Source organism: Salipiger sp. PrR003, assembly GCF_010500785.1.
GTDB classification, from domain to species: domain Bacteria; phylum Pseudomonadota; class Alphaproteobacteria; order Rhodobacterales; family Rhodobacteraceae; genus Salipiger; species Salipiger pacificus_A.
Genome location: NZ_JAAGOV010000032.1, coordinates 279,904 through 304,285, shown reverse-complemented (window position 1 = coordinate 304,285; position 24,382 = coordinate 279,904). Strand labels below are relative to the sequence as shown.

The window sequence follows — 24,382 nt, the reverse complement described above, 5'->3', positions numbered from 1 at the left end:
CCGATGGTGGACGCACGCACCTCGCCGCGCGCCCTGCGGGCGCGCGTCTCCGCTTTGGTTCCAGATTGGATCGGGCTGACCTCCCGCCACACGTTGCGCGCCGACCTCATGGCGGGGCTCACCGGCGCGACGCTTGTGCTGCCGCAGGGCGTGGCCTTTGCCGCCATCGCCGGGCTGCCGGCGGAATACGGCTTTTACACCGCGATGGTCTCGACCCTGACCGCGGCATTGCTCGGCTCAAGCTGGCAGGCGGTCTCGGGGCCCACCACCGCGCTGTCGATCATGCTCTTCGCGACGCTCTCTGGAAGTTACGTGCCGGGTTCGCCCGAGTATATCACCGCCGCGATCACCCTGTGCCTGATGATAGGGCTCATCCAGCTTGCGTTTGCCCTCGCGCGGCTCGGCGCGCTGGTGGATTTCGTCTCGCATTCGGTGATGACCGGTTTCGTCACCGGCGCCGCGATCCTCATTGCGCTGAGCCAGATCCGCCATGTGCTGGGCGTGGCTTTGCCCTCGACCAGCGATCTCGGCGCCTTTCTCTCGGCCATCCCCGAGGGCGCGCTTGCGGCCGACTGGCGCGCGCTGGCGATCTCCGGCGCGGCCTTCGGCATCGGGCTCGCGATCAAGCTCTGGCGGCCACTCTGGCCCAACTACCTCGCTGCGCTGATGCTCGCCACCGGCCTCAGCCTGCTGCTCGGCGGCGCCGAGGCGGGCATCGCCACCATCGGCCCGCTGGGAGAGATCGTGCCCAGCATGGCCTTGCCCGACCTCTCGCTCGGCGATCTGCGCGAGTTCGGCGGCGGGGCCATGGCCATCGCCATCGTCGGCCTGCTCGAGGCGCTCTCGGTCTCTCGCGCGCTGGCCCTGCGGTCGGGGCAGATGATCGACGGCAACCGCGAGTTCTTCGCCCAGGGCGTATCCAACGTCATCGGCAGCTTGTTCCGCTGCTACCCCAGCTCGGCATCGTTCACCCGCTCGGGCATCAACTACGACGCCGGCGCGCGCACGCCGCTCTCCGCGATCTTCTCCTCGGCCTTTCTCTTCGGGATCCTGCTGCTGGTCGCCCCGGCCTTTGCGGTGGTGCCAATCCCCGGCATCGCCGGGGTGATCATGCTGGTGGCCTGGCGGCTGATCGACTTCCGCGAGATCCGCCACCTTGTTTCCTCCTCCTCGACCGAGACGATCATCGCGGGGGTGACCTTCGTCACCGTGCTGCTGATCGATCTGGAAACAGCGATCTACGTCGGCGTGCTGTTGTCGCTCGGCTTCTTCCTGCGCGGCGCGGCCCGGCCCTTCCTCGGGCAGGGGGCGCCGGATCCGTCAACCCCGGGGCGCGTCTTCAAACACGCCGCGCCCAATGGCCTGCAGGAATGCCCGCAGCTGATGGTCTGCCGTCTCGACGGGCCACTCTTCTTCGGATCGGTCGAGTTCCTTCGGCGCGAGTTCCGCCGACTTGAGCGCGAACGCCCGCTGCAGAAGACCATGCTCTTCATCGTCAAGGGAGGAGGCGACATCGATCTGGCGGGCGCGGACCTCATCCTCGACGAGGCGCGCCGGCGCGACCACCTCGGCGGCGCGCTGCACCTGCAGGTAAAGACTCCCCGCACGCTGACCAAGCTCGCACGCTTCAAGGTGCTGCGCAGTTTGACGCGCGATCGGCTGCACCTCTCGAAAGGCGACGCCATTGCCGAGATCGTGCCGAAGCTCGACGCGGGTATCTGCGCCAGCTGCGAGAAGCGCATCTTCCTCGAATGCGCCGGGCGACCCGCACCGGGCGGCGTTCGAAGCGACGGGAGATCGCCCCCAAGCTAAGCGCTCGGCGTCATCGGCGCCACGAGGGGCTGGCGGCGGAGACCTCCAAAGCCGCGGAGACCCTCGGCCAAGGAGCGCGCCTATAGCTCGCCCATCTGGTACGCGCCGTAATCTGAGGCGATTACGGGCGGGGCGGCAAAACGCCCCGCTCTTGCAGCAGCGTCAGGATGGCGATCATCGTGCCGGTGCTCAGATCGACCGACCCCTCCAGTCCGAAGCCAAGACCGCCGTTGCCGATTTCCACCGGCCCGCCGGTGCTGAACTGCGGGTCGAGCACGCGCAGCTCCTCGGGCAGGTCGGGACACAGCGGGCGATCCTTGAGCAGGGCATCCACGGCGTCGATGAACAGCGTCCTGGCCGCTTGGGTCCGCGCCCCCTGACGCCCTTCAGAGATCACCGGGAGCGGCGGGTCGCGGGCGATGTCGATAAGCTCAAACACCGTGCAGTTGTCCGACAGCGACGCCGAGACCTCGGCGCGCACGTCGACCTCCTCGGAATGCTCCAGCGCGCCGCGCTGCCATGCGCTGTCGCCGGTGCGCTCGCAGGTGAAGCTGCGCGCCTCGAGCCGCGCGAGGGCGACGAGGCTCTTCGCCTGCGCGATGGTCTCAAGACCGCGCAGCTCGATCCGCCTGCTGCAGTCGTCCACCAGCAGAGCGCCCTCGACAAGCTCGGGCAAACGCTCTTGCAGCGCGCTCAGGTCGAGCCTTGCGCGCAGCCCGATCCGTGTGGGGGCCACAGCGCTCATCCCGAGGTCGAGACGATAGGGCACGGGGGGCTCGAGCGTTTCGAGCCTCTGGTCGAAACGGAACGCGACCGCGCCTTGCTGCAAGGGGGACAAACCCTCGGCGGCCCCCGGCAGAAACCCTTTCTCCTGCCAGAGCGCCATGAGCCCGACCAGACGTTCGGCATCGGTTTCCACCGTTCCCGACAGCGCCGCGCCGAGGCCACCATCGCCGATCTCGATCGCGCCGCCGCTGCCGAAATCCGGCGACAAACGTTCGAGCGCCGGCGGCATGTCCGGGCAGATCGGTGTATCGCGCAGGGCCGCGTTCCCCTTGTCAAGAATGGCTTTGCGGACCTTTTCGGTGATCCCGAACGCGGTGCCCAGCCCACCGAGGAACCCACGCGGATCGAGCGCGAGCTCACGTAGCTCGAAGCCCACGCATTCGCCGGTGAGGCCTGCGCCCAGCACGGCGTCGAAATCGACCAATTGGGTCCAGAGATGGGCGCCGCGCGCCTCCCTTTCGGTGTCGCGGCCCTTGCAGCGGTAGAGATCGGCCTTGACGGTGCCGCGCGCACGCACAGCGTCACCCTCGGCCTGCGTCTGCGCGAGGCCGAGCTCGATCCCCAGCCCGCAATCCGGATCCAGCCGCCCCGAGAGCAGCGACGGAAGATCGCGCTGGATATCTCGCAGATCGACGGCGGCCTTGATCCCGAGCCGCGTGTCGCCAAGCGAGGACAGCCCGAAATAGGCGGTAACGGGCAGTGCGCGGTCTTGCGCCTCGATCCGCTCAGCAAGGCTGAACATCACGTCCCCGGAAAACAGCGCGACGTCCATCGGCGCATCTGAGACCGCTTGCCGAACGGGCGCTGGCAGGTCGGCGCGCTCGCAGCCTGAGAGCGCCATGACGACCGAAAGTCCCGCAAGTGCTGCGCGCCACCGACTGCGAGCTGATCCCGTGTCCGTCATGAGTGACGTCTCCCCTTGGGCCTGCGTGCACGTCCACCTTGCGTCCCTGGTCGAGATAGCATCGCACGCATTCGGTGTTCGGAACATGGAGTTGAACGGCGCCCGCAACGTACGGCCCATCAGAAATACCCGGCGCGACAAAGTGCCTTCGGGTCCAATGACGCACAGCTGCGCGAGGCGGGCCCTCGATGCCAGAAAGGGTGAGCGCAACCGAACCCGACACGGCCAGTTCAGCCGCGCTGCCTCGCCGTGCCGCCAGCTGGTCAGCCCGGTGTGTACCAGATGGGCGAGGTATAGGCGCGGTCCTGCTGCACCATCACCGCATCTTCGGGCAGATCGAGCGGCCCGTAAAACGCCTCGTCATACGCCAGCCAGGACGGCGTAGGTATCTCCAGCACCCGGACATAATAGTAGGCTGCATGGGCGGGATCGAACTCCGGGTCGGTCCAGAAGCCTCCGAGGGCCGCCGAGCCGATGGTGTTGGTGTACTCCGCGCCGTCGACGGTGCTGCCCACGGCAGGCAACTGACCCTCGGCGTCGGGCTCGCGATCCCCGGACCAGACCACGTCAAAGACCTTGGTCTGCGGCTCGCCCGCGTCATCGACCCAGCCCTTCACCATCTGGATACGGTCGAGGTTAGCCCCGTCCGGATCACGCAGGGCGCGCACCATGAAGTTCGGCGCCGCGCCCTCCGGCCCGGAAAACAAATCCGCCCCCATCGGCACGCCGCGGGCATAGCCCGTCTGCGCAAAATCGGGGCGGTGTACCTCGTCCTCTTCGAAATCCCAGCCGGCGAAAACGCGCACCGTGATGCGCGAGCCGGTGGTGGCATAGACCTCCTTGCGCTTGAACGCGTCCCATATCGCCTCCCGGGTGTTCTCCCGCGCCCAGACACCGGCCAGGCCCGAAGCGAGCGCCTCATAGTGCCGGATCGCGATATCCTCGCCAAGAATGACCGGCTGGACTATGAAGTCCTCATAGCGGTTCTCGCCGGTGCCCGGTTCGACGATGCTTGCTTTACCGAAGAAATTGTCTTCGCGGGTGGTAGCGAGCGAGGTATGGCTGTCGGTCGCGCCGATCATGCCGAATTTGAAGGGGTTCGCGCCGATCTCCTGCTCGTACTTAAGCCCTCGCGCCAACGCCTGCCGCGCATATTCGCGCGGCAGCATCTCGGGGGTCTTCAGCTCGGTTCCGAAATTCCCACGGTCCCAGGTGTAGTAGTCCGCGAACTCGTCGTTGGGCGAGAGCATCGGATGCGTCTCGCCGTCGCCCTTCATCTGCGTGACCTCGTAGACGGGCTCCCAGCGCATGCGCCGCTCGGCGTAGTCGACGTCGATCGGCTCACCGTTCATCTTCTCGTCGTCGAACATCAGGCCATTGGAGAGGTTGCCATTGTGGGCAAAGGCCATGACCTGACCGCCGGTCTTCTCTTCGTAGCGTTCAAGCCAGTCCCACAGGTCCTCGGGGTCGCTGCTGTCATAAGTGGAAAAGGGCACGAGGTCTTCGACCTTGTCGGCATCGTCGCGAAACATGACAACACGATGCAAATTGTTTGCATTCGGTCCCGACGACCATTCGAACCCATGGATGGCGGAAAAAGTGCCGGGCTGATTGAACCTCTCGGCGCTGTCGACGATCCGGTTCCACATGGTCCGCTGCAGGCCGTCGTCGTTTATCATGTCAGTTGCCTCGTTGAGGGCAGCGCCCCACTCGACGTAGGCGCCGATGGGGTCTCCGCCCTTGACGAGATCGTGGAGCTTCCGGCCCCAGATATTTGCCAGCAGGCCGGGGTTCGACTCCGAGATCATTGGCGCAAGACCGAGGTTCTCGGCGTGGTCGGCGACAACCAGGAAATCCAGTGGACGGATGAGCTGCGCGAAAGTCCCCGCCGACGCGCGCACCTTCTCACCGCGGGCGAAGCGGAACGCCTCGTCCGGGCCGAGGACATTCCCGATCATACCCGCGTCGGTGGAATAGGAGGTGTGCAGATGGGTGTCGCCCCAGAAGACCCGGTTCGGGTAAGCCTGATCGACAAAGGGCGAATACTGCGCAACCCCCAGCTGCAGGTCGTCTTCGCTGATCGCGACATCTCCGGCGTATCCCTGCGCGAGAGAGGCACTGGCCCATACCGCTGCGACGCCGATGCCCGAAACTACAGCCTTCATGTCCTTTCCCTCCCGCCGCTCAGATCACCCCTGGTCGAGGTTCCGATTGCAAGGACGGAGAGTCATTGATGCATGTCATAGAACTGGTCATTTCGATCGGCACGCCGCTGCGCTTGCGAAATTAAAGAGATTTTCGACGACGGCTTCGGGCTCGATGCCCACCTGGGGCGGCGCAGCGGGCCGAGCACCTGGTCCGTCCCAGTTCCAGGTCACTCCCGCCCCTGACCTTCCGTTCGACAAGATTGTCATCGCTGCGGCACGGCTTGCGGTCTCCTACCAGGCATCAAGACCGTCGACCCTGTCGTCGATGACGCCCTCAATTCGCGGAAGGTTTCTCGACGCGCGGCAGCAAGTATCGGGGTGCGGGCCATACATGCGCGGCGATGGGACCTCAAGCGAACCCTCGCCCCGCCGCGCCTTGTGCCACGGACTTGGCGTTCTCCTCAGGGCAACGCGATGGGGATATTTTCGCTCTTGTGCGCAGCACTCTACTCGGGGCAGCTTCGTGGAATCCTTCGACCACCCGTGAGGCGCCATGAGCGGACATTCCCTGCAGCAGACGCTTCTCCCCGACACCCGTGACCTGCTCGCCAACGAGCCGGGGCTTTCGGTGCTGCTCGGGATCGAGGCTGGCGAGCTGACCGATCTGCCCGACCTGATGGCCGCCGCGCTGACCGCCTGCCTGCCCGAGGGCAGGGCGCGGGCGTGGCTGCGCGGGCTGACGGTAGAGCTGTTTCGCCACGATGCCGAGATGTTGGAGACCGCGCTCGACGATCTGCTGGTCACCAGCGCGCGCGACGATCAGCCCGGCGGGGCGCCGCGCGTGCTGCTTTTCGCGAACGGCTATCACGCGCTCTTGTCCTACAGGGTGAGCCGGGCGCTCTGGTTGGTCGGGCGCGAAGAGCTTGCGCTGGCGGTCAAGAGCCAGTTCACCCGGGCGCTCTCGGTCGAGATCTGGCCGCAGGCAACCATCGGTCGCGGCGTCTGGTTCGATCACGGGCTCGGGCTGGTGATCGGCCAGACCACGGTGATCGAAGACGATGTGAGCCTCTGGCACGGGGTCACGCTGGGTTCGAACTTTGTCGATATGGGGGAGGGGCGGCATCCCAAGCTGCGCCGCGGCGCGGTGGTCGGGGCGGGCGCGATGATCCTCGGGCCGGTCGAGGTGGGGACAGGGGCGACGGTGGCTGCCGGAGCAATCGTGACCAGGGATGTCCCGCCCGGCCATGTCGTGACCGGCCCTCGCGGCATTGATCGCGGCGTCGGACGTTTTTCTGGATTTGCAAAGCTTGCCGAGTTGAAAGGCCGGGCGGAATGACCTCGCTTGGGATCGACCACCCGTTGGTCTGCGTGCGCGACCTGGCCGAGGCGCGCGAGACCTACCTTTCGCTCGGGTTCCTGATGAAGCCTCCGGGGATGCACCCTTGGGGCACCTCGACCGCGCTGGTGATCTTCCGCAATCAACTGCTGGAACTCGTGGGGATCGGCGACAAGAGCCTGCTCGACGGGCACCCGGCGGGCGACTTCCGTTTTGGCCGACACGTGCAGAACTGGCTGGCCGAGCGTGAAGGCGTCTCCCTCACGGCGCTCAACTCCGGCGACGCCGCGGCGGACGAAGCGGCCGTCGTCGCGCGCGGCGGTCACTGCGAGGGCACCATCGAGTTCGGCCGCGATGTGACCCGCGATGACGGCGCGCGTGACCGCACTGCCACGACACTGAAGATCTTCACCCGGCCCGGCCTGCCGCGGCTGTCGATGTTCGCCTGCCAGCAGCACCGGCGCGACCTCATCGAATTCCCCGAATGGATGGACCACCCCAACGGCGCGCAGGGCTTTGTCTCTGCCACGATCCTCGCCGCGCCGGTGGACCAACCTGCGGTAAGGGACTGGCTCGCCACACTGCATGGCTCCGAGGCAGTCACCGAAACCGGCTGGGGCTTCACCGTCGCCACCGGCAAGGGGCACTGGCGGGTACTTGGCCGAGATGCGGCCCGGGTCTTCTTTGGCCCGTTGCCCGAAGACCTTGCTCCGGACGGCGCGCCCTCGGTGATCTCGCTCGACATCGGCTGCCGGGCGCTGGATCGGGTCCGCCCCTTCGTGGACTCGGGCGGGTTCGCCAGTCATGAGATCGGCGGCGCACTTGTCCTGACCGAGCACGCACGGCTGGGCGGCATCCTGCTGACCTTTCGGGAGGCGCCCTCGGCGCCCTGATTTAAGACGGGTCGCGAGAGCGCGTCCCCAAGGAGACCTCATGTTCGACCAAGACCACATCGCCGAAGCCATTGCCTGGCGCCACGACCTGCACCGCCACCCCGAGCTGGGTTTCGAAGAACACCGGACCTCGGAGATGATCGCGGGGCTGCTCACCGGCTGGGGATGGCGCGTGCACCGCGGTCTTGCGGGCACCGGCGTCGTGGCGCAGATGGGGCAGGGCGCGCCGGTGATCGGTCTGCGCGCCGACATCGACGCGCTCCCCATCGTCGAGGCGACGGGCGCGGCCCATGCCTCGACCATCCCCGGCAAGATGCACGCCTGCGGCCATGACGGGCACACCGCCATGCTGCTGCTTGCCGCGCGGCAGATCGCGGCGGAAGGCGTCGAGCAAGGCACCGTCACGCTGATCTTCCAGCCCGCCGAGGAAAGCGAGGGCGGCGCGCGGGTCATGGTCGAGCAGGGGCTTTTCACGCAGTTTCCCGTCGACAAGATCTTCGGCATCCACAACTGGCCCGGCCTCGCGCCGGGGCGCTTCGTGGCACGCGACGACAAGATGATGGCGGCCTTCTCGGTCTTCGACATCGAGATCCTCGGCAAGGGCGGGCATGGCGCCATGCCCGAGCAATCCGACGGCGTGATCGCCGCCGCCGGGCGCGCCGCCGCGGCGCTGCAAGAGATCCCGGCCCGCGCGCTCTCGCCGCTCGAGCCCGGCGTCGTTTCGGTCACCCAGATCCACAGCGGCTCGGCCTACAACGTCTGCCCCGACCGCGCGGTATTGAGCGGCACCTGTCGCTGGTTCGGGGCCGAGGCCGGTGACATCATCGAAGAGCGTGTCCGCCGGGTGGCCACCGCCGAGGCCGCCGCGCAGGGCTGTACCGCCAACATCGACTACCAGCGCCGCTACCCCGCGACGATCAACACCGCCCCCGAGGCCGCGCTGGCGCGCGACGTGGCGGCGGAGATGGGGCTCGATACCGCGATAACCGGCCCAAGCATGGCCTCGGAGGATTTCGCCTTCATGCTGAACGAGGTGCCCGGCGCCTACCTCTGGCTCGGGGCCGCGCGCGAGGGCGAGAACCCGGGGCTGCACTCGGCGAAGTTCGACTTCAACGACGCGGTGCTGCCCGCCGGCGCGGAGTTCTGGGTGCGCCTCGCCCGCCGCGCCACGCGGGACTGATGGACGCGCTCGACAGCCGTTTCCTGCGCGAGTTTCTCGCGGTCGCGCAGGAGGGATCGATCCGCCGTGCGGCAGATCGGTTGAATGTCGTGCCCTCGGCGATCTCGCGCAAGATCGCCGAGGCCGAGGCCCGGCTTGGGGTGACGCTCTTCGAGCGCAGCTCAAAGGGCGTGACGGTGACCGAGGCCGGGGAACTCCTGCGCGAGCACGCGCTGCATCTGCAGGACGAGCAGACCTTCCTTCTCGATCAGATCGGCCGCTACCGCGCGGGACGCACGCAGACCGTGCGCATCGCGCTCGGAGAGGGGTTCACCGCCGACCTGATGGAGAACGGCCTGTCGGAGCTGAGCCGGCTGCAGCCCGACCTGCGCTTTGCCATCGACCACGCCGGCACCGACGAGCTGCAGCGCCGCGTGATCGAGGGAGAGGCCGATATCGGAATCGCCTATAACCCGCTGGTGACCGAGGCGACCCGCTCGCTGGCCATGGGGCGTCAGCCGCTCTGCGCGGTTGTGCCTGCGAATTCATCATTGGCGTGTCGGCAGAGCGTCGGGCTTGCCGAGGTGCTGGAGCATCCCGTCGCCATGCTCGATGCGCGCCACGCCATCCGGCACCTCGTCGGGCAGGTCGCCGCCGACCGCGGGCTGGCGCTGCGGGTGCATGTGGAGACCGCCTCCATCGCGCTGTTGATCCGCTACGTGAGCGCGGGCATGGGCGTGACCTTCCTGCCGAGATTTTCCGCGTCCATTCAGGCGGATCGTGGGGATCTGGCGGTGGTCGAACTGGACGAGCCGGCGCTCCACCGGGTCAGCACGCACCTCATGGTGCGCGCCCGCCGCCGCCTGCCGAAATCGGTCGACCTGGTGGCGAGCTTCCTGTCCGACCGCATGGTGGCCTTCCGCCCGTGATCTCTGGTGTTGCCCTGAAAGCAACGCGATGTGCGCAATGTGCCCTCTACCTGTGAACGCCTTTCCTCCGGTTAGCTAAGCGAAACGCCAGCCGAACGTGGCCGGCGACGCACAACGACAGGAGATCACATGGCGACAGGGACAGGCAAACGGGCCGGGGTGATCGGACTTGGGGCGATGGGCTTCGGCATGGCGTCGAGCCTTGCTCGCGCCGGGTTCGAGGTCGCGGGCTACGATCCTTCTCCCGCGGCGCAGGACCGCGCCCGCGAGGCGGGCATCGCGCCCAAGGCGAGCCCGGAAGACGTCTTCGCGACAGCGGACGTCATCGTGCTTTCGCTGCCCACGGCGGCGCATGTCGAAGGCGTCATCGCCGCGGCACAGGGCGCGGGGCTGCTGGGCTCAGAAGCCGGGACCAAGGTCATCATCGACACCTCCACCTCCGAAGCCGAGGTCAGCCGCAAGCTGGCGGCGGCCCTCGACGCGGCGGGTCACGGCTTCCTCGACGCGCCGGTGAGCGGCGGGCCCTCGGGTGCGGCATCGGGCCAGCTTTCGGTGATGCTCGGCGGCGACGAGAAATGGGTCGGCGCAGCGATGCCGGCGCTCGAGGCGATGGCGGCGAAGATCCTGCACGTCGGCCCGAGCGGCGCCGGCAATGTCGCCAAGCTGGTCAACAACATGCTGGTGGCCAGCCACATGGTCACCACGCTCGAGGCGCTGCGGCTCGCAGAGGCGGCGGGCGTTGGCGCGGAAGACGCGCTGCGGGTGATCAACTCGGCGACGGGCCGCAGTGCCATCTCGAAAATCCACTTCCCCAACTGGGTGCTGCCACGCAGCTTCGACAGCGGATTCAGCACCGGTCTGATGCGCAAGGACGTGCGGCTTGCCCGCGAACTGGCGCGAAGCGTCGGCTGCGCCATGCCGGTGGCGGACCTCGTGGCCGATCTCTGGGCCGAGGAAACCTCGGGGCTCAAGGACGGTGATGATTTCATGCATATGGGCGATCCCGCGGTGGACCGCCTGAGCCAGAAGGACAAGATGTGATGGCCAAGGACATCGTCGATACCGCCGCCCGCGTGGCCGAGCTGCTGAAGGAGCTGACGGGCTCGTCCGAGGTGCACTCCTGGGTTGGCGGCGAATTGGTGCCGGGCACCGGCCACGCGCTGGAGCTCACCGATCCCGCGACGGGCAAGGTCTTCGCCCGCTACAAGGACGCAGGCGCCGAGGTCGTCGCACAGGCCGCCGAGGCCGCGACGCGGGCACAGAAAGAATGGTTCGCCAAGACCGCCTCCGAGCGCGGCCGCATCATGTTCGAGATTGGCCGGCAACTGCGCGCCAATGCCGCCGCGCTGTCGGAGCTGGAAGCCCTCTCCTCGGGCCGCCCGATCCGTGACACCACCGGCGAGCCGGGGCGCATGGCCGAGATGTTCGAGTATTACGCGGGCTGGTGCGACAAGATCACCGGCGACGTGATCCCGGTGCCCTCGACGCACCTCAACTACACCCGTCACGAGCCGCTCGGCGTGGTCAGCCAGATCACTCCGTGGAACGCGCCGCTCTTCACCTGCTGCTGGCAGGTCGCCCCGGCGATCTGTGCGGGCAACGGCGTGATGATCAAACCCTCGGAGTTGACGCCGCTGTCGTCGATCGTGGTTGGCATCCTGTGCGAGAAAGCGGGCGCGCCGAAGGGCCTTGTCAACGTCATCGCGGGCGATGGTCCGGGCTCGGGTCAGGCGATGATCGAGAACCCGGCGACGGCGCTGGTGGTCTTTGTCGGCTCCGCCGAGGCGGGAGCCAAGATCGCGGGCGCAGCGGCCAAGCGGCTGGTGCCCTCGGTGCTGGAACTGGGCGGCAAATCGGCCAACATCGTCTTCGGCGATGCCGATCTCGACCGCGCCGTGGTGGGGGCGCAGGCGGCGATCTTTGCGTCCTGCGGTCAGAGCTGCGTGGCGGGCTCGCGTCTGCTGGTGCACCGCTCTGTGCATGCGCAAATGGTTGAAAAGCTGAGCATTGCGGCTGACAACATTCCCGTCGGCGCACCGATGGACCCGGCGACCCAGATCGGCCCGGTGAACAACCAGCGGCAATGGTCGAAGATCGACGAGATGGTGCGTGAGGCGGTGAGCCAAGGCGCCCAGATCACCAGCGGCGGCGCAAAACCCGCGGCGCTGGCGGCAAGCGGCGGCTTCTTCTTTGCCCCCACGGTGGTCGATCAGGTGACGCCGCAGATGACCATCGCCAACGAGGAAGTCTTCGGCCCGGTGGTCTCGGTGCTGCCCTTCGAAACCGAGGACGAGGCCATCGCGCTGGCCAATGCCACGCCCTACGGGCTGGCGGGCGCGGTCTGGACGCAGGACGTGGGCCGGGCGCATCGCATGGCGGCGCAAGTCCGCGCGGGCACCTTCTGGGTCAACAGCTACAAGACGATCAACGTCATGTCGCCCTTTGGCGGTTTCGGCCGCTCGGGCTACGGCCGCTCGTCGGGACGCGAGGCGCTGGCCGCCTACACCCAGACGAAATCGGTCTGGGTCGAGACCGCGGAAAACCCCGCGCAGGGCTTCGGCTACGCGCCGGGCTGATCGGCGGAGTTTCGCCTTCAATTTCTGCCGCGGACCGGGTAGCAGCCCGGTCCCGGCCAATGCGCCCCCCCAACGGGGCGACAACAGAGAGGTCCCTCATGCCAATAAAAGACATCCTTCTGGACTGGCGGCTGCATGGCAGCGTGCTGGTCATCACCGTGATTGCCGAGCTTATCGGGGTCATCGCCGTGCCGATCGGCATCGGCTCGATCCTGCTCTTGCCGCTGCTCTATGCTTTTGTCATGGGGCTGCTGATCAACCCCAACGTGATCTCGGGTGCGCGCGCGCTGATCCGCGACCGCGAGGTGCACGCCGCCTCGCCGCTGATCGTCATCGCGATCATGCCCTTCATTGCCAAGTTCGGCACGATCATCGGCCCGTCGATGGAGCAGATCATCGCCGCCGGTCCGGCACTCATCCTGCAGGAGCTGGGCAACCTTGGCACCATCCTGCTGGCCTTCCCGGTCGCCGTGCTGGTGCTGCGCATGGGCCGCGAGTCCATCGGTGCCTGTTTTTCGGTGGCGCGCGAGCCCAATATCGCGATCATCGCCGACAAATACGGCCTCAAGAGCCAGGAGGGTGCAGGCGTCATGGGTGTCTACGTGATCGGCACGCTCTTCGGCACCTTCATCTTCGCCATCCTCGCCTCGATCCTCGCCACCACCGGGGCCTTCTCGGTCGAGGCGCTGGCCATGGCCTGCGGCATCGGCTCGGGCAGCATGATGGCGGCCTGCTCGGGGGCGTTGGTGCACGCGGTGCCGGATATGGAGGAGCAGATCCTCGCGCTCGCCGGCGCGTCGAACGTGCTGACCTATGCCACCGGTCTCTACCTCTGCGTCTTCGTGGCGCTGCCGCTGACCGAAAAACTCTACGACCTGCTGGGCCGCAAAGAGCCCTCGAACGCCGGAGCCTGAGCCATGAGCGATATCCGTACTGACGACATCGATCTGACCGAAGACCCCAAGTTCGGCCTCGGCGCCCACGCCGCGGCGCTGGCGGTGGTCTGCGTGATCGCCTTGGTTGGCAACACCGTGGCGACCGAGAACACCGTGCCGCAGGGGCTGGTGGGGCTGATCATCCTGTGGGTGATGTGCATGATCGGCATGGTGCTGACCAAGGTGGTGCCGTTCAAGCTGCCCTCGGTGGCCTGGATCTCGCTGGTCGGCATCCTTGCCACCATGCCCTGGACCCCGGGCAGCGCCTGGATCCTCGACAAGGTCAGCCACGTCAACTTCCTGACGCTGGCGACGCCCTGCCTTGCCTATGCGGGCATCGCGATTGCCCGGCGCGAGATCGAGATCGCCAAGACCTCGGGCTGGAAGATCGCCGTGGTCGCCGTTCTGGTGATGACCGGCACCTACGTCGGCTCGGCCATCGTGGCGCAGGCCTTCCTCTGACCGCGCCCTGATCCCCACCACAGGCCGCGCTGCGCGGCCCGTGGACGCCGTGCTCCGCCGGGAACGAAGTTCGAAACGGTCCGCATGAAAGCGCGGCAGGTCAACGCCGGACTGTCTGCGATGAGAATGAGGTGTAGACCCCGAAATGGATCGAAACGTCTTCATCTGAAGTCGATCAGCGCGCTGACCAGCAGCTTGGGCGAAATGGCCAGCCCTTGGCGAGGCCCGAGCAGACCCCGCGGTCCGCAGTCGGGATATCCAGTTCCATCAAAGGGGGTTTGTTAGTCATCTCTCCTCCGTTCAGACAAATGGGGAGCGGGCAGCCTCCTCCGTTTGCCGCGCAGGGCAGCGCGACAGGAGGGGACCGGGCCGTTGGGAGAATGCGGCGCACCGCAAGGCAGGGGCGGGCATCTCTGCCCGCCCCGAACTGCCCTCAGCTGGGCAGGTATTCCGTGCTCCAGCTTTCGCTGAGCTGTCCGGATTTCAACATCTTCTCGATGGCCGCCTCGGAGTAGCCGAGGTCGGTCAGGATGGCGCGCGTGGACGCGCCGAACTTCTCCGTGGGCGACAGGGCGTAGACCTTTCCGCGTGTCGGGCGCACGGCGTAGGGATCAAGCTGGGTCACCTCGTGGCCGCTGGGATGGTCGCTGTAGTGCGAGAAGGAATAGCTGCCGCGATCGGTGCCGGGCGTGCCGTCCGGTTCGCGCGTGTTCTCGGAGCGCAATGCGTCGATGTTGTTGCAGATCGCGCAGCCGATGTCCGCCGCGCGCAACCGGGTGATCCATTCTGACGCCGGATGCATCTGGAACGCCCCGGCCAGGTAGGCCGCCCGGTCGTCCGCGGGCAGGTCCGGCAGATCCGACAGATCCTCGACATTGCGGAAACGGGGGAGGTCGCTTTCGTAGGCGCAGAGCAGGATGTAGATGCCCGACGCCGTGCTGTAGAAACGGGACAGTGAATCGTAGCCGTTGACCTCCGGACCGGAGGGCTCGTCGAAGAGGCCCCTGCCGCGGAAGTCATAGGCGAAGGGCACCTGCAGCAGGCCGCTGTTCGCTGACAGCGACGTCCGGCCGCGCCCGATCCGGCCAAAGCGGTTCTTCTGGTAGAGCGCGGCGGCCACGGCCAGCGCCCCGCCGAAGCCACACATCACGTCGATCGTGCCGACGTGGGCGTGTTCCTCGGGGCGGTCCATCGAGCCGCCGAAGCGCAGCATGATGCCGGTGGTGGCCTGCACGAGGTCATCATAGCCGATGTAATCGGTGCGCGTGCCGCGCCGCACGCCGCCGAAGCAGTCGAGCTTGCAGAAGATCGCCTCGGGGTTCAGCTTGCGCAGGCTTTCCGCGTCCAGCCCCATGCGCCTGATCTGGCTGTCCGGGGCGTTCCAGAAGATCACGTCGACGGATTTCACGAGGTCTTCGAACACCTTGCGCCCGTGCTCCGACTTTGCGTCGGCAAGGATCGACTTCTTGCCCCGGCCTTGGCTGAGGCCGTAGATCACCGTGTTCCAACTGTCATAGAGGGGCTGCGCCGGGTCGATCTTGATGACCTCGGCACCAAAGCGCGCGAGGTAGCTGGCGGAATGCGGACCGGCGATGACGTTGCACATGTCGAGCACGCGCACGCCCGAGAGCCACCCCTCCTGTTCGATGCCGTCTTCGGCATCCGGGATCTCGGTGCGCAGCTTGCGCAGCACCTTCAGCGCCTCGTCGACCGTCACCCAGCGGCGCGGTGCGGGGCTCAGGGCCTCCTCGCCGCTTTCTTCCATCCAGACCACCGGGCCGGGCTGGATCATCTCGCCGTATTCCGGATCCCAGACGTCGATCATCAGGCCCGAGGTCTCGGCGTATTCGTCGTTGATCCATTCCTGAAGCCAACGCTGCGGCGCCCCGGGGATGCCGGCCCGGCCGAACATCCGCTTCCACTCGTGGGAGGTTCGGGTCATGAAAACCTCCTTCATCCGCGCCGCGATCTTGTCGGCCCAGAATTTCGGCATCGGATAGACCCCGAGCGATGTATCCGAGACCCACTCGGACTGGGGCTTGTAGGTGTCGTCCTCTTCCTGAAGACCCTCCGCGACCATCTCTTCATAGAGCCCCAGAACCTCGAGGCAGCGGCGCGCGTGGTGCTTGTGGCTCGGGCAGACGACGTAGAAGCCGCGCCCGTCCTTGCACATGTAGCTGCGGAAGAAGGGATCGAGCAGTTCCTGCAGCTCCGGGTAGGAGACGTTCATCGGCAGGCCTTCGATGCGGCGTCGCTCGATCTCGATCTCGCGCTGGGTCAGGTAGCGCTCCGGCATGTCGCCAACCTTGATGGAGTTGTAACACAGCCCCTCCATCACCGCCGCCGCCAAGGGCACTTCGATCTGGTCGCCGAGGCCGGTCAGCTGCCGCGACTGCAGGGCCAGAACCGTCGCCGAGGCGGCGATCTGCGAGGCATAGGCCGAAGCCAGAGGCAGCGGCGAGAACGAGGGGTTCAGACCCATGAGAACGCGGTTCAGCCCCATGTCGGTGAAGACCCCCGAGCTGGCGGCGACAACGCTTTCGAAGGCGCGCTGCTCGCGGCGCTCTGCGTCGTTCGACGCAAACCCCGGCAGGGAAACCGTGATCAGCTCGGGGCGCTCCTTGCGCATCTCGGCAAAATCGAGCCCCAGCGCGGCAAGTTTTCCGGGGCGGAAATTCTCGACGATAATGTCGGCCTCGGCGCAGAGCGCCCGCGCCTCGACCAGCCCCTGTTCGGACTTGAGGTCGAGGTTCACGATCAGCTTGTTGCGCATCAGCGTGGCGTTGGCCGGGCTGTCCCACATCGGGCCGTCCAGCGGATCGACGTGGATGACCGTCGCGCCCAGATCGCCGAGCAGCATCGCCACGGCGGGGCCCGCGATATACTGCCCGAAATCGATCACTTTGACTCCGGTCAGGGGCAGGTTCGAGAAAGAAGTGCGCATGGTTCCTCCGCGGTTGAACGCAGGTGTCATTGGCCGGCCAGGATCCAGCGTGCCGCTTTTTCCGCGATCATCAGCGTCGGCGAGTTGGTGTTGCCGCTGGTGATTTCCGGCATGATGCTGGCATCGACCACCCGCAGGCCGGCCACGCCCTTCACCCTCAGGTGCGGGTCGAGCACGGCGGTGTCATCGTCATCGCGGCCCATTTTCACGGTGCCGACCGGGTGAAAGATCGTGTTGGCGATGTCCCCGGCCAGCTTTGCGAGGTCGTCGTCGCTCTGGTACTGGATGCCGGGTTTGAATTCCTCGGGGCGGTAGCCCGCCATCGCAGGCTGCGCCATGATCCGCCGCACCTGGCGAAGGCTGTCCGCCGCGACCTTGCGGTCGTCCTCGGTGTCCAGATAGTTCGGCGAGATCATCGGCGCATCGCGGAAATTGCCGGACCGGAGGCGCACGGTGCCTCGGCTGCTGGGGTTGAGATTGCAGACGCTGACCGTGATGGCGGGGAAGGCGTGCAGAGGTTCCCCGAAGGCGTCAAGACTGAGCGGCTGGACATGGTATTCGAGGTTGGCGTGCGCCCGCGTCTCGTCGGAGCGGGTGAAGGCGCCGAGCTGGCTGGGTGCCATGCTCATCGGGCCAGACCGCCGGAAGGCATATTCCATGCCGATGTTCGCCTTGCCGAACAGCGTGCTGGCGAGGGCGTTCAGCGTCCGTGTGCCGGTGACCTTGTAGACCGCGCGGATTTGCAGGTGGTCCTGCAGGTTCTCTCCGACCGGGGCGTCGCGCAGAACCTCGATGCCATGGGTGCGCAGCAGACCTGCCGGCCCGATCCCGGAAAGCTGCAGGATCTGCGGCGAGTTGATTGCGCCGGCCGACAGGACGGTCTCGCGCCGCGCGGTCACGCTCACCGTGCGGCCCTTGTGGCTGACCCGAACGCCGGTACACCGGGCAACGCCATCCGGTCCTGTCTCGAAGGTCAGCTTCTCGGCCTGGGCCTCGGTCCAGACCGTCAGGTTGCGCCGCTGCCGCGCGGGCCGCAGGAACGCCTTGGAGGTGTTCCACCGCCAGCCAGACCGCTGGTTGACGTCGAAATAGCCGACCCCCGTGTTGTCCCCGCTGTTGAAGTCGTCGGTCTTCTCGATGCCGGCCTCTTCGGCGGCGTTGGCGAAGCTGTCGAGCACATCCCACCGCAAGCGCTGCTTTTCGACGCGCCACTCGCCGCCATGACCGTGCATGTCGGAGAACCGCTCGTTGTCGCCCGTCTTCGGGTCGGCACCTCCGTCCAGCTTGTAGTGATCCTCATGCGCCTTGAAATCGTTCAGCGAACTATCCCAGGACCAGTCTTCTTCGCCAGTCAGGGCAGCCCAGTTGTCGTAGTCGCGGGCCTGACCCCGCATGTAGATCATGCCGTTGATCGAGGAGCAGCCGCCCAGCGTCTTGCCTCGGGGGTAGCGCAGGGTGCGCCCGTTCAGGCCCTTGTCGGCTTCGGTGTTGTACATCCAGTCGGTGCGCGGGTTGCCGATGCAATAGAGGTAGCCGACGGGGACGTGGATCCAGGGGTAGGTGTCGGGCTTGCCCGCTTCCAGCAGCAGGACGCGGTTTTGCGGGTCGGCAGAGAGGCGGTTGGCCAGGAGGCAGCCTGCGGAGCCGCCGCCAATCACGATGAAATCGAATTCGGATGCAGGTTTAGCCATGATGTCCCTCGCCGTTTGGCAGGACATGCACCCCGCCCTGCATCGCGCCGCGACAGCGGACGATTGGGTCGAAGGCTCCTCCCTGCGCTTCTGTGGATCGAGGTTAAAAAGGCCGGATGCGTTTTCCCAATGACTAATTTCTGTGACTGATATTAAGATTCTTAATATGGAACGGATTTTCAATCTCAATGGCCTTCTGGCCTTCGTCACTGTCGCGCGGGAGGGCAGCGTTTCGCGTGCCGCCGAAGTGCTGAACCTGACGCAACCTGCGATCAGCCATCAGATCAGGCGTCTGGGTGAAGAGACCGGCGTCACCTACTTCAAGCGCGCGCCGCATGGGCTCGACCTGACGCCGGACGGCAAGGCGTTGTTGCCCAAGGCCGAAGCCGTCCTGAACGCCATGGCAGACTTCCGGCAACACGCCGTCGGGCGGGTCGGGCAGGTGTCCGGGGCGCTCCGCATCGGGACGATCGTGGACCCCGAGTTCATCCGGCTCGGCCGGCTTCTGAGCCAGTTGGGCGCGGCGCATCCCGGCATCACCACGGAACTGGTGCACGGCATCAGCGGCGAAATCCTCGAGAAGCTGCATCGCCGCCAGATCGACGCCGGGTTCTACCTGACGGACCCTGGCGCGGTCGACGCGCTTGCGTCGCAAGACGCCATGCACGTGAAGCATCTCGCCACATTCACCTACCGCATCATCGCCCCGGTGGGCTGGGACTCCCGTGTCGCCACAGCCGATTGGAGCGACTTGGCGAAATTGCCGTGGATCGGAACGACCGCGGCCTCTGTCCACAACCGGCTTCTGGGTCGGATCTTTGCGGACCATGGCTGCACCCAGAACGTCGTCGCGCTGGTGGACCACGAGGCGTCGATGCTGGAGATGGTGCGCGCGGGCGTGGGCCTGTGCCTGTGCCGCGAAACCATCGCCCTCGACCAGCAGCATTCCTTCGGCCTCAGCCTGTGCGAGACCCAAAGCGTTCCCGCCTGTCTCGTCATGTTGTCGCTGAAATCACGCGAGGCAACTCCGGTCGTCGCCGCGCTCTTCAGCCAGCTCGCGATCATTTGGGGATGACGCCCGATGGGAGAGAACAAAGGGTCGGGCCTGGAGAAACGACCGGGTCGAGGCTCGGTTCCGAGGCCGCTCGCACGCGCGAGGCGTCACCAAGGTGCAGCCAAGGACCGGCTCATCGACCTGTTCCTGACTGCCGGACCCGTCGGCGACTATATCGGGGCGCATGCCCTGGTCAGCGGGATGCCCAACGTGAAATGGCTGCTCGGAAATCGTGGCTACGATGCCGATTGGTTCAGAGAAGCGGTGCAGGGCACAGACCCCAAGGCATCCAAGGCCCGGACCTGAGCCACACTCCCCATAGCACCGAAAGCTGCCCGCGCTTTGCTCCTTGTCAGATTTATCGCCGCTGGATCGCAAGCATCCAGCAGCCACAAACCTTGGACGAGGACGAAGCGGTCATTCCCTGCACAAGATCGCATGTCAGCTCTCCAAGCGCTGCAAGAAGTGGTGTGCTCTTCTGAAGACGCCGCGCGTCATCTGCCTGTCCTCACCCCCTCAAGAAGGATATCGTTCAAACTCTCACCGTGTAGAACCGAGATGTCTCCGGTGGATTCGAGCACGACCGCTCGCACTTCCCTGAGGTCCAAAACATTGGCTTCGCGGAGTTTTGCGATGACGTCGCTGCGGGAGGTTCGCGTGCGCAACAGCGAGGCCTCCTGAAACTCACCGTCACGCATGAGCAAGGTCGGGGTGTTGCCGATCAATCCCTCGAAATCGTCACGCCGTGCGCGCGTCCGCGAGACGCCATACTGGATTCCGAGAAGAGCAGAAACGGCGATGAGAGCCTGCGCGACCCCGCTCCAGGTCGTCGCTTGGACGCATCCGGCCAGAAGTGACCCGATGGCGATCGTGGTGACGAAATCGAATGATGTCATCTTTGAGAATGCGCGCAAACCGATGACCCGAACGCAGATCACCACCCACGCCAGGCCGACCAGGGCAAGCAGCGTGCCGCGAAGGACAATATCGAGAGCAGCAATATCCGTGAACATCAGGTCGCCTTCCGCTGCTTGGCGCGTTGGTGAAAGAGGTGTGCAAGGGTCAGGACCAGCACGTAGGAAACGGCCCCAAGGTAGCGCTCGTAGATGCCGTCGACCGCCGTGGGCAGAAAGAAGAAGATGGGTGCCGAGGCACACCAGACGACGCCGGTACCAATCAGGATCGTGCGATACCTTGGGCCGACCCGGGCTGCCCCGCGCGCCAAGGCAAAGCAGGCCGTGGCCATGGCGAGACCCAGCGCATAGACTAGGTAGGTGTGGATCACCCAGCCCTCGCTGTCATTGTCGCCGTATTCGTTGCGGGCCCCAATGAGGAAAACCAGAAGGCCAAAGACGATGAGTGCAATGATCCCGACACTCCAATCCCAGGCGCCGAGGTGGACATGCGCCGCCAGCACCGCAAGACCGATCAATGCCGCGGAAAAGGCGTAGAGGCCTGTATCGACGATGAACTCATAGCGCCCTGCGCCGAGATCACTGATGGTGTCCGCAATCCAGTCGTGGTCGGGAACAACGAAATCAGCGATCAAGATAGAGGCGGTGAGCGCTACGCAACCGAAGATCGCCAGCAGAACGAGAGCATGCATAAGGGCAGGTCGCTCGGCGGTTTCGGCGGGCAACTGGCGGGGGGTCTCCGCGGTTAGTGGCATCTGAGCTCCTCGGGATAAAGGACCAACGTTCCCGGGGCTCATTGGTTCATTTATTAAAGATGTGCTCTGATCCCACCCCTCCCGACAGCGTTTTTGCTTGTTGGGCCGATGTCTTGGGTCGATGTCGCAGCAATTGCGCTGGCGGCAATTGCTGCGCGCGATATCGGGTGTCGACCCGACGCTTCAGCCAGTCTGCCGCGTGGACGGGTTGAAGAAGAAGCGGACCATCTCGGCGCTCGCATCCGGGCCTTTCGGATCGGTGTAGCTGCCTGCGGACTGTCCGCCGGACCATGCATGTCCCAGACCCTCGACAACCCAGTGTTCGACCGCTTCCGTGCCGGCGTCGTCGTAGGTCGTGCCAAGTTGATAGGACCGCCCCCCCGCGGCGCCCGCAGCCTCGGTCTGAAGGCTCTGCGCCGGGCCCCCATCGAGCGCCTGCCGGACGATACCCACGCCGTTGGACGGGTGAACGGTGGTATCGGCATCGCCGTGAAAGACGATGGTTCGCGTGGGGGCCTTGCGCGGTGCGCTGCCGGCCTCACGACCGGCCATGGCCGAAAAGGCCGAGGGCACATCTTTCGCGGCCCCCGCGGGCAGACCCGAATGCGCGCCCACGGCGCGGAACAGCTCCGGGTAGGCGCCGCCGAGAATGACCGCCATTGCCGCGCCCGCCGAGAGACCCGCCACGAAGACCTTGTCCCCCGGTATGGCATGGCGCGCGATGACCTCGCGCGTCAGGCCGGCAAGGATCGCTGGCTCACCCCGATCCCGCGTCTGGTCACCGCGGCTGAACCAGTTCCAGCAGGACTGGGCGTTGTCGCCGCGCGATTGATGCGGGTAGACAACGACAAACCGATGCTGCTCGGCGAGGGCGTTCATGCCGGTCCCGGCGGCAAAATCCTCCGGGGTCTGGGTGCAGCCGTGAAGCATCACCACAAGGCCGGTGATCCCCTCCCGGGCCGAGGCGGGCACGTAGGTGCGGTAGCGGCGCGTTCCGGCGGCGCAGGTGAAACTGTCCTCGGCGAATTGTGCGCCGTCCGGAAGATCGGCGGGCGGCGTGGCGGGCCGGCCGTCGGGGTGTAGGCGCGCCATCAGCCCGGAAAGCGCCGAGGTCAGCGTTTCATTGCCGTCGCCGGCGGGCGGCCCGGCCACCGGTCCGGCCGTCAGGCCGTGCTGGGCGAGGGTTCGGGTCACGAGGTCGTTGGCGGAGGCAAGCCGCGCAGCGCGCGTTTGCCCGTTCGCCGGGCGCCATGCGCCGGCGTTGAGATTGATCATCTGGTCCGTCCTTGTAAGAGCCGACGCTACAGGATGCGGTCGGCGAGGGCCTTCTTGATGTCCGCGGACGCCTGGAGGCTACCGAGAACGGTGATCGAGCCGATGGTCGCCCGGGCGAGGTCGGGCGTGACGTCTGAGCCGATGCGGGCGAGGCCCACGACCTTGATATGCAGGACCTCGCCCGCCGCACGAAGCTGCTCGAGCTCCGCCCGACCGAAATCCCGAAGACCGAGCTCCATGGTGTGGCGCTCGATGGAGCGGTCGACAGCCTCTCCATGCGTATCCAGTTGCTTGCGGATCGCCGTGCGGATGAAGTCGCTGCGGTTCGAGTAGAACCCTTCCTGCACCAGCAGATCGATGCGACCCAAGTCGACAAAGCCGAGATTGATGGTGATCTTCTCGTTGTCGGGCTGCTTGCCCCTGAGCTGTCTTACCTCGGCCATCATCGTTTCTCCATCTGCATGGATGGTATATGGATGTTCTCTTGTGGAGTGCAAGGGGCCAGGTACGTTTGTCTGTAGTGAGATCGCGCCACGAGCGTACCTAAGCCCGCTTAGGGGCATGGCGTTCGCCATCTGCCTTTGCCGCAGGGACAGTGCAGCAGGGCCCGCCTTTGTCCGCCGCCTCAAAACGCTCAACAGCCTCACGCCGTAGGAGTACATTATCAACCCGATCCAAAGGACACCGGGACTGAACACTTAAGCCTGCTTATCTCAGCTATCTCTCAGGGCAGGCGGACCAAGGATTATCCGGCAAGGTGAATTTCCGACGCAAATCTTGGGTGACACGTCGATAACGCAGAGCTTTGCGGAAAAATCGAACTGGATGGGTCAGCATATCGCTAAGCGGCGTCATAACCGCGGCCAATTGCCCGCTGCCGCTGGTCGATTGCGGATTGCCAATGCGGTAGACTGCCCCCGCAAAGGGCAAGTCCTGCAGCGGATAGCCCTGCGCTGCCAAATCTTCGTGGATGAAAATATGACTGCCCAAGCGGCGTTTGATGGCTGCGATGTCTGGATCTCCATTGGCCATGGAAAACGAACCCAGCAGGTCGCGCCGGATAATATGCGACGTGCCGCACATCATGTGAAATCCGGGTTTCGCAAAACACCAGCCGCCCCCGCTCCAGACATAGCCTTCGTTGATGTTCCAGCCTGGGGCATCGCGGTGGGCATCCACGAACGCAGCCAGCCCGCAATGTACGAAGTCGTCGAAATCAACAACCATAACATAGGACGTGTCTGCGATACCCTTCAATCCGGCGTAGATCCGTAGTCCCTTGTCGTGGCGAACGGCGTCGTAATACAATTGCCGGTCCGCTTTCCTGTCGGGCAGGTCCGGCAGCGGCAGGTCCACTCTGACGATGCGGCAGTTCCGGGGCATGTCTGGCAATGGAGCCCCGGCATTGGCAACCACGACACATTCCCAGTTGGTCGACGTCTGCGCCGAAACAGATGCTAGCGTCTGACGAAGATAGCTCTGCAGCGCGCTCCAATCCGTGACGGATCTAGGGTGACGGACTGGAATGATAAAGACAAGGGATGTCGTCATGGCGGACATAGCTTTCATTGGGGCATGGTTTTCAGCGCCCTGTGCCCAGGGTCTGGTGCAGGGCGCAAGTCTCGGAGTGACGACAATCAGCAATGCCATGCCATAGGTATTTAACCCCGGCATGTGACAGATCATATTTGGGATGAATATTTATAAATCGGGTATACAGATCCTTCACGGTTATTCGAAAGACGTGAGGTCGCATGAAGTTTTGAGTCAATTCGGAAAAAATAAATATTTCATTAAATCGGTGAGTGCC

At 65.6% G+C, this 24,382-nt stretch carries 19 protein-coding genes and 1 pseudogene; 11 read left to right on the top strand and 9 right to left on the bottom strand.

The window, feature by feature from the left end; translation table 11 throughout:
* Positions 1 to 6 precede the first annotated feature (6 nt).
* Positions 7 to 1,812, top strand: coding sequence for a SulP family inorganic anion transporter (locus G0D83_RS09060; RefSeq protein ID WP_370457204.1), 1,806 nt, complete (start codon positions 7 to 9; stop codon positions 1,810 to 1,812).
* 121 nt (positions 1,813 to 1,933) lie between these two features.
* Here G0D83_RS09060 and G0D83_RS09055 read toward each other — a convergent pair whose 3' ends face one another.
* Together G0D83_RS09055 and G0D83_RS09050 are read right to left on the bottom strand one after the other, a co-directional pair.
* The gene (locus G0D83_RS09055; RefSeq protein WP_164192282.1) at positions 1,934 to 3,502 is read right to left on the bottom strand and encodes a hypothetical protein; all 1,569 of its coding nucleotides are present in this window, start codon (positions 3,500 to 3,502) and stop codon (positions 1,934 to 1,936) included.
* A gap of 263 nt (positions 3,503 to 3,765) precedes the next feature.
* The gene (locus tag G0D83_RS09050; RefSeq protein ID WP_164192279.1) at positions 3,766 to 5,667 is read right to left on the bottom strand and encodes a DUF3604 domain-containing protein; all 1,902 of its coding nucleotides are present in this window, start codon (positions 5,665 to 5,667) and stop codon (positions 3,766 to 3,768) included.
* Between the two features lie 535 nt (positions 5,668 to 6,202).
* Between G0D83_RS09050 and G0D83_RS09045 the strand changes: the two genes are divergently transcribed.
* The 8 genes from G0D83_RS09045 (at position 6,203) to G0D83_RS09010 (ending at position 13,939) form a co-directional block, all read left to right on the top strand.
* Positions 6,203 to 6,985, top strand: coding sequence for a serine acetyltransferase (locus G0D83_RS09045; protein WP_164192274.1), 783 nt, complete (start codon positions 6,203 to 6,205; stop codon positions 6,983 to 6,985).
* The gene (locus G0D83_RS09040) at positions 6,982 to 7,878 is read left to right on the top strand and encodes a VOC family protein (RefSeq protein WP_164192272.1); all 897 of its coding nucleotides are present in this window, start codon (positions 6,982 to 6,984) and stop codon (positions 7,876 to 7,878) included. The genes G0D83_RS09045 and G0D83_RS09040 overlap by 4 nt, the downstream gene beginning before the upstream one ends.
* Positions 7,879 to 7,918: 40 nt before the next feature.
* Positions 7,919 to 9,058 (top strand): M20 aminoacylase family protein, encoded by a 1,140-nt coding sequence (locus G0D83_RS09035; RefSeq protein WP_164192269.1) that lies wholly within the window; start codon positions 7,919 to 7,921, stop codon positions 9,056 to 9,058.
* Positions 9,058 to 9,966 carry a LysR family transcriptional regulator gene (locus tag G0D83_RS09030; RefSeq protein WP_164192266.1) on the top strand — a complete coding sequence of 303 codons (909 nt, stop codon included), beginning with the start codon at positions 9,058 to 9,060 and terminating at the stop codon, positions 9,964 to 9,966. Before G0D83_RS09035 ends, G0D83_RS09030 begins: the two co-directional genes overlap by 1 nt.
* Before the next feature lie 129 nt (positions 9,967 to 10,095).
* On the top strand, positions 10,096 to 11,007 hold the full coding sequence (locus G0D83_RS09025) for an NAD(P)-dependent oxidoreductase (RefSeq protein ID WP_164192263.1): 912 nt from the start codon (positions 10,096 to 10,098) through the stop codon (positions 11,005 to 11,007).
* Positions 11,007 to 12,542 carry an aldehyde dehydrogenase family protein gene (locus G0D83_RS09020; protein ID WP_164192260.1) on the top strand — a complete coding sequence of 512 codons (1,536 nt, stop codon included), beginning with the start codon at positions 11,007 to 11,009 and terminating at the stop codon, positions 12,540 to 12,542. Before G0D83_RS09025 ends, G0D83_RS09020 begins: the two co-directional genes overlap by 1 nt.
* Positions 12,543 to 12,640: 98 nt before the next feature.
* Positions 12,641 to 13,456: a DUF3100 domain-containing protein gene (locus G0D83_RS09015; RefSeq protein ID WP_164192256.1), complete on the top strand. Its 816-nt coding sequence runs from the start codon at positions 12,641 to 12,643 to the stop codon at positions 13,454 to 13,456.
* A gap of 3 nt (positions 13,457 to 13,459) precedes the next feature.
* Complete coding sequence (locus G0D83_RS09010) at positions 13,460 to 13,939, top strand: hypothetical protein (protein ID WP_108968849.1); 480 nt, start codon at positions 13,460 to 13,462, stop codon at positions 13,937 to 13,939.
* Positions 13,940 to 14,372: 433 nt separating this feature from the next.
* On the opposite strand, the gene G0D83_RS09005 is transcribed toward G0D83_RS09010, so the two are convergent.
* Both G0D83_RS09005 and G0D83_RS09000 read right to left on the bottom strand, forming a co-directional pair.
* Entirely contained in the window at positions 14,373 to 16,883 is a 2,511-nt protein-coding gene (locus G0D83_RS09005) for a CoA transferase (RefSeq protein WP_164192252.1), read from the bottom strand.
* 26 nt (positions 16,884 to 16,909) lie between these two features.
* Positions 16,910 to 18,574 (bottom strand): GMC family oxidoreductase, encoded by a 1,665-nt coding sequence (locus tag G0D83_RS09000; protein WP_164192249.1) that lies wholly within the window; start codon positions 18,572 to 18,574, stop codon positions 16,910 to 16,912.
* Between the two features lie 166 nt (positions 18,575 to 18,740).
* Between G0D83_RS09000 and G0D83_RS08995 the strand changes: the two genes are divergently transcribed.
* Entirely contained in the window at positions 18,741 to 19,649 is a 909-nt protein-coding gene (locus G0D83_RS08995; RefSeq protein ID WP_164192245.1) for a LysR family transcriptional regulator, read from the top strand.
* A 99-nt stretch (positions 19,650 to 19,748) separates the two neighbouring features.
* A pseudogene (locus G0D83_RS08990) lies at positions 19,749 to 19,898 on the top strand (IS5/IS1182 family transposase); the annotation flags it as partial.
* 224 nt (positions 19,899 to 20,122) lie between these two features.
* On the opposite strand, the gene G0D83_RS08985 reads toward G0D83_RS08990, so the two are convergent.
* The 5 genes from G0D83_RS08985 to G0D83_RS08965 all read right to left on the bottom strand — a co-directional run bounded on the left by G0D83_RS08985 (position 20,123) and on the right by G0D83_RS08965 (position 24,222).
* Positions 20,123 to 20,641 carry a DUF421 domain-containing protein gene (locus G0D83_RS08985; protein WP_108968856.1) on the bottom strand — a complete coding sequence of 173 codons (519 nt, stop codon included), beginning with the start codon at positions 20,639 to 20,641 and terminating at the stop codon, positions 20,123 to 20,125.
* Complete coding sequence (locus tag G0D83_RS08980; RefSeq protein WP_164192242.1) at positions 20,641 to 21,297, bottom strand: DUF998 domain-containing protein; 657 nt, start codon at positions 21,295 to 21,297, stop codon at positions 20,641 to 20,643. Before G0D83_RS08980 ends, G0D83_RS08985 begins: the two co-directional genes overlap by 1 nt.
* Positions 21,298 to 21,480: 183 nt before the next feature.
* The gene (locus tag G0D83_RS08975; protein WP_164192239.1) at positions 21,481 to 22,572 is read right to left on the bottom strand and encodes a PHB depolymerase family esterase; all 1,092 of its coding nucleotides are present in this window, start codon (positions 22,570 to 22,572) and stop codon (positions 21,481 to 21,483) included.
* Between the two features lie 26 nt (positions 22,573 to 22,598).
* The gene (locus tag G0D83_RS08970; protein WP_108969877.1) at positions 22,599 to 23,015 is read right to left on the bottom strand and encodes a CopG family transcriptional regulator; all 417 of its coding nucleotides are present in this window, start codon (positions 23,013 to 23,015) and stop codon (positions 22,599 to 22,601) included.
* 274 nt (positions 23,016 to 23,289) lie between these two features.
* Complete coding sequence (locus G0D83_RS08965; RefSeq protein WP_164192235.1) at positions 23,290 to 24,222, bottom strand: glycosyltransferase family A protein; 933 nt, start codon at positions 24,220 to 24,222, stop codon at positions 23,290 to 23,292.
* Between the last annotated feature and the right edge of the window lie 160 nt (positions 24,223 to 24,382).